Origin of the sequence: Microcystis sp. M015S2 (genome assembly GCF_020245945.1) — a bacterium.
GTDB lineage: Bacteria > Cyanobacteriota > Cyanobacteriia > Cyanobacteriales > Microcystaceae > Microcystis.
Map to the genome: position 1 here is coordinate 1 of NZ_JADBTX010000101.1, position 5,645 is coordinate 5,645.

A 5,645-nucleotide genomic window follows, 5' to 3' on the forward strand; every position below is an offset into this window, starting at 1 on the left:
AGTCCGATGGATAAAAAAGGAAACGGGACGAGAAAAAGTTTGGAATCAAAGGGGATGGGATTACTTAAAAAAGTCGAGATATTCTTGTCAAAAACCCAGTCCAAAACATAAAAAGGGAGACCCAGTTGAACAAGAAAAATTCAAGCAAAATTTACCAGTAAAAGTTCAAGAATTAAGAGATAAATTTCCCAGTTCTCAAGTAGAAGTCTGGTTCTTTGACGAACATCGAGTGGGCTTAAAACCAATCATTAAAAAAGTCTGGGTTCCCATAGGAGAAAGGCCTTCTGCCCTGGTGCATCATCGTTATGAATGGTTATATGTTTACGGGTTTGTTGAGCTAAAAACAGGAAAAACACTCTGGTATTTAATCCCAATAGTTAATGATCAATGGTTAAGTTTAGTCTATCAATCTTTGGCAAAATATGTCGGGTTATCGGCAGAAAAAATTGTTTTATTAGTACAAGATAATGCTGGGTGGCATAGAAGTGAAAAACTTGAAATTCCTGATGGAATCATGCTCGATTTTCTACCGGCTTATTCACCAGAACTACAGCCAGCCGAGAGATTGTGGTCTCTAGTAGATGAACCTCTGGTTAATGCGTATTTTGAAACAATTGAAGAAATAGAAGAAATTCTGATAACTCGTTGTCAGTATCTCGAAACAATGACTAATGAAATTAAAAACTTGACTAACTATCATTGGCTAACTTATGACTGATTGTTGTCATCTTTTCGAAATAGGATTTATAGTCATTTCAATTAAGATTGAGAATATCAATCCGAGATTTCATAAGGGTTTTGTCGGCCTAGACCGTATCAGACTTATCTGAAATGACTATAGTATAAAAACTTGGAGCTAGTATAGCAATGAATAAAATGCCCCTGTCTTGGTTACAACTCACCCACAATAAATTAAAATTCTTAGTAGCTTTATCAGGAATTAGTTTTGCGGTTCTATTAATGTTTATGCAACTAGGGTTTCGTAGTGCTCTTTTTGAAAGTGCCGCCCGTCTCCATCAGGTTATTCAAGGGGATATTGTTTTGGTGAGCCCTCAATATGTTTCTTTGGTATCTTTTCGCCCTTTTGCAGAACGAAGACTCTATCAAGCGAGTCAATTAGATGAAGTGAAATCGATCTCTCCCATTTATTTAGATGCTGCTCAGTTTACCAATCCTAAAAATCATTTAAAATATGTAATTTTAACAGTTGGTATTGATCCGACCTCCTGTTCCTTATTGTTACCGGAAGTTTGTCGTAATATATCCGATTTGAAGTCTGAAGACACGGTTTTTTTTGATGGTCTATCTCGTCCAGAATACGGTATTGTTGCCGATAGATTTAATGATCGGTATCCTATAAAAACTGATTTGGGAGCGTCTGGAGGCGGGCCATCTCGGAGAGTAACGATCACTCGTCTTTTTCAATTAGGCCCGTCTTTTAGTTATAACGGTCATTTAATTACTAGCGATCTTAATTTTCTAAGAATTTTTAGCACCCGTTCTCAAAAAGGGTTAATTTCTATCGGTGTAATTCAATTAAAATCGAAAGCTAATGTGCAAAAAGTTATTCAAAAAATTAAGGCTTTAGTTCCCCATGAAGATATATTAATTTTATCAAAACAAGAATTTATCGATCTCGAAAAAAATCACTGGGCTAATAATACTCCGATCGGCTTTATTTTTGGATTAGGCGCTCTACTTAGTTTTGTCGTCGGTACGATTATTGTCTATCAAGTTTTGTATACAGATGTTTCCGATCATTTAGCCGAGTACGCAACGTTAAAAGCGATGGGCTACCGAAATTTATATTTACTCAAATTAGTATTTCAATCTTCAATTACTCTAGCGATTTTAGGTTATATCCCCGGTTTGGTCATCTCTTGGGGTTTATATGACTTAGCTGCGGGAGCGACAAAGCTACCAATTTATATGAATGAAACTCGTATTCTTTTCCTTTTCTGTTTGACAATTATAATGTGTTGTCTTTCTGGAGCGATTGCTGTTAATAAGCTACGTTACTGTGATCCTTCCGATATTTTTTAGGGAGTCTACTAGTCATGTCCAATCCACCAATTATTGTCGCCAATCAACTACAACATTTTTTTGGGAAGGGTTCTCTCAAAAAACAAGTTCTTTTCAATATTAATTTAGAAGTTGAGCAAAGTGAGATTGTCATTATGAACGGTCCTTCCGGATCGGGAAAAACTACTTTACTTTCCTTGATCGGAGGATTACGCTCTGTTCAACTTGGTAGTTTGAAGATATTAGGACGGGAATTGAATCGAGCCGAGCCGAATCATTTAATCGCTCATCGTCGAAAATTGGGCTATATTTTTCAAGAACATAATTTATTACAATGTTTGACCGCACTACAAAATGTGGTCATGTCTCTTGAACTTCAGGGCTATTATTCCCAAAGAGAAGCTTATCAAAAAGCTAAGATCATGCTTTCGGAAGTGGGTTTAGGAAAAAAAATTCATTATTATCCAGAGGGTTTATCCGGAGGAGAAAAGCAAAGGGTTGCTGTAGCGCGTGCTTTAGTCAATCATCCACAACTTATTTTAGCCGATGAACCAACAGCTTCTCTAGATAGTAAATCTGGTCGTGATGTGGTTAGTTTATTACAACGTTTAGCGACAGAGCAAAAATGTACGATACTATTAGTAACACATGATAATAGAATTTTTGATATTGCTGATCGACTAATTTATATGGAAGATGGATTATTACAAGCGTAAGTCAAGACAACAAAATCTGGTTCTTCGGTTTGTCTTATGCAACGGACAGGATTATAAAAGATGAAACTCTTATAGAGAAAGGCATTTAGCGATTTTTATCAAGTATTTTATCTAGAGCTAACTAACCTGACAGGGGGACAAGCGAGCTAGAAAACTTGCCAACGAAGGCTTCTGGCTTCTCTCGCTAGAAATAGATCTAGCGATTCTAGGCAAAAAGCTAACGAAAGAATTAGGGATAGGAGCGAGCTTACTATAGCGGTGTGCAGTCGTATGAGGTACAGTGTCACGATCTATAAACCATGCTAGGCAAAGCTTGGTTTGTATCTCACTCAAGCGCTTACCGCTATATATCATTTTTCAAAAGTAATGACAGACTTAGTTGATCATTTCAAAGCGCAATCCCTCTCGGAGAAAGGAATTGCACTTTCAGATGTTAGTCACGACTATTGAAAATTGGTATTAATTTTTTCCAGTACCTAAACCTCATCCCCTTATAAATAGGCAATAATGCGATTTTTTAGGTCTTTGTAGCTTTTTGGATGTTTTTGCATAATTGCATTTTAGGGTGTCCTGATAGTTATAAATTATTGATTTTTTTTACTGCCATAAGATGTATTTAAAGGACATTGATTAGGTTTCTCTTCACCTTCACATATTCCTGAATCTTTAAGAAAACTATCGCTATACTTAGCTAATTTCCAATTTTTTGTTTTCTTAAGTTGTTCTAATGTTAAACCTTTAGCATCTGTTAAATTTGCTTCGCTTATATCTGCATTGGTCAGATCTGCATTGGTCAAATCTGCATTTGTTAGATCTGTTTGAATAAGTTTAGAGTCTGTAAGTTTGGCATAGCTGAGATTTGCCTCAGCAAAAATGACATAATTTAAATTAGCATTCCCAAAGTTAGCCCCTATCAATTTGGAATTCTTCAAATTAGAATACTGCAAATCTACTTTTTCTAAGTTTATTTTAGGTAAAGCAGCACCCTCGAGTTCAAGATTGTATAATAAAATTTTGTTTCTATTCAAAAATTCAAGATTTCCCTGCCTTCCAAGATTTCCTTTTTGCCCTTTATATTTAGCTAAATTATCCCAAGCTTCTTTTATAGTTTTTTCTTCTGCAATTCTATTGCCTTGAACTAATTCAGTAACCCAATTATATACAGGAATAATGGCAACTAAGAATCCAGATATTATTACTAAATAATTAAAAATAGGTGTACTTTGTCTATTCAGTAGATACAAAAATCTAGAGCCAGAATGATCCATTGAATGTTTACTAAAGTAATAGTCATAAAAAATAGATTTGATTTCGTTTAATGAAGTATTTTTTTCTTTTGCTAAAGTCAATAATTGATAGTCTAATACAGATTTCCATCCTTTTTTCCTATTTCTTCTTATTGAATATAAATCTCTAAAATCATTTATTTCTTCCATATCCTTTTCCGAAGGTTGTACCAAGTCTTTGTCGATCAATCTTATTGCAAAAACACCTATTATTGTTGCCACAACGAAACCATACTCTAATTGAGATAGTTTAGGCATCTTGATATTATTAAACGAAATTTCTTTTTCTTTTTCTAAGTTTAACAAAATACTTTGACTGGTTGAAATAATCGGTAATATATAAACTTTAGTAAATAACCAAAACAATAAGAAATAAAGAGATAGACTTATTAACTTTAATAAGTTTTTTTTATTTTCGGTTCTTCCGAACTTACACTGTAGAAAATTCCTCAAGCTCCCTCTCTGCCCAGCAATGCTCTAAAGTTGATAAATATCAATCTAACAAAAACTCAAAGCCTTAGTATACAAGCTTTACAAGCACGAATTGTTGATAGTTTTACATGACAGGTTCGGTAGAGCCTTATTTTCTTCTGTCAGGCTCATGCTAAGTTACTTCCTCCTAATAATCGACTTTTCCTCGTCGGTCAACCCCTACAAATGAGCAAATATGCTCCATCCATTAATTACTAGGGGCTGATCTATAGACAATCGTCCTCATCCAGAAGTGGTGCATCAATATCCAGAGCAACGCCAGAGACCAAGTATTGAACATGATTGACTAGGTTAGAACTAATTGCCTGTATGTGTTGAGGGTTCTGTTCCATATCTTGTGCAAGAAAATTCAGAAATTTCCCAAGCACCGGATCATTTTCTTCTGTCCCCTCAGCCCTGGAAATCCATACTTTGCCGTCGGGCTGTATGTTGTAGCAGATTTTATCGCGCTTATTCAAGCCAAGGGCTTTGCGAACGGAATCGGGAATTGTAGTCTGATAGCGATCGGTAAGAGTGGATTCTGGCCATGGAGCCATAGTTGCATCCATTGCGACCTCTCAGCCTGTTTGTCAAAACATCTTGATGGTAATGCAAGTGCATTGTCTCGTCAAGTGTGGAGTCGCTGGATATGTACATCACAATATCAGCCAATTACCTAGTAGTTTCCCCAGTAGTTTCAGGAGCGGAAAACCCCGTCAAGGATAGAAGTTGTCGTTTAGCGGTTTCCCCTTCGAGACGGTAACGGTTCCACTGAATCTCTAACTGTTCTCGTTGGGCGATTCTTGTTAGATAGGTTTCGGTGGATGAACCGCCCAGACGGTAATCGATCTCGGTAATCCTGGTCAAGAGGTCGTGATTGGACAGTTGGGCTGATATCGCCCGTTCTCGATCGCCGGCTGATTCGTAGGCGATCACCAGCGTTAAGACCTGTTCTCCGAGTTGAGAGCGTTTGGCAGCCCGTTGACGTTCCAATTCAGCCCGGGCTGCTTCTAGGTCGGCCGCCCTGATTTCGAGGTCGGTGATGGCTATCCTTTGCTGTTGTACCTGACCACCCCCAAACAGATTTTGCAGAATGGCGAGCGGGTCGGTGGTGAGATAACTTGTCCATTGTCGGGCGTTGGCCTGGTCG

The 5,645-nt window shown here is 37.2% G+C and carries 6 protein-coding genes; 3 read left to right on the plus strand and 3 right to left on the minus strand.

Annotation, left to right across the window (positions count from 1 at the left end):
- From IM473_RS17685 to IM473_RS17695, 3 genes are all read left to right on the plus strand, one after another.
- On the plus strand, positions 1–718 hold a 718-nt coding region (locus IM473_RS17685), incomplete at its 5' end, for an IS630 family transposase (protein WP_287658181.1).
- Between the two features lie 149 nt (positions 719–867).
- Complete coding sequence (devC, locus tag IM473_RS17690; protein ID WP_287658182.1) at positions 868–2,043, plus strand: ABC transporter permease DevC; 1,176 nt, start codon at positions 868–870, stop codon at positions 2,041–2,043.
- A gap of 14 nt (positions 2,044–2,057) precedes the next feature.
- Positions 2,058–2,738: an ATP-binding cassette domain-containing protein gene (locus IM473_RS17695; RefSeq protein ID WP_287658183.1), complete on the plus strand. Its 681-nt coding sequence runs from the start codon at positions 2,058–2,060 to the stop codon at positions 2,736–2,738.
- Positions 2,739–3,322: 584 nt separating this feature from the next.
- On the opposite strand, the gene IM473_RS17700 is transcribed toward IM473_RS17695, so the two are convergent.
- From IM473_RS17700 to IM473_RS17710, 3 genes are all read right to left on the minus strand, one after another.
- On the minus strand, positions 3,323–4,330 hold the full coding sequence (locus tag IM473_RS17700) for a pentapeptide repeat-containing protein (protein WP_287658184.1): 1,008 nt from the start codon (positions 4,328–4,330) through the stop codon (positions 3,323–3,325).
- 392 nt (positions 4,331–4,722) lie between these two features.
- A complete protein-coding gene (locus IM473_RS17705; RefSeq protein ID WP_287658186.1) occupies positions 4,723–5,064 on the minus strand; it encodes a type II toxin-antitoxin system PrlF family antitoxin in 342 nt (113 codons plus the stop codon).
- A 103-nt stretch (positions 5,065–5,167) separates the two neighbouring features.
- Positions 5,168–5,645 (minus strand): hypothetical protein (locus IM473_RS17710; RefSeq protein WP_287690543.1); only part of this gene is annotated, 478 nt, incomplete at its 5' end.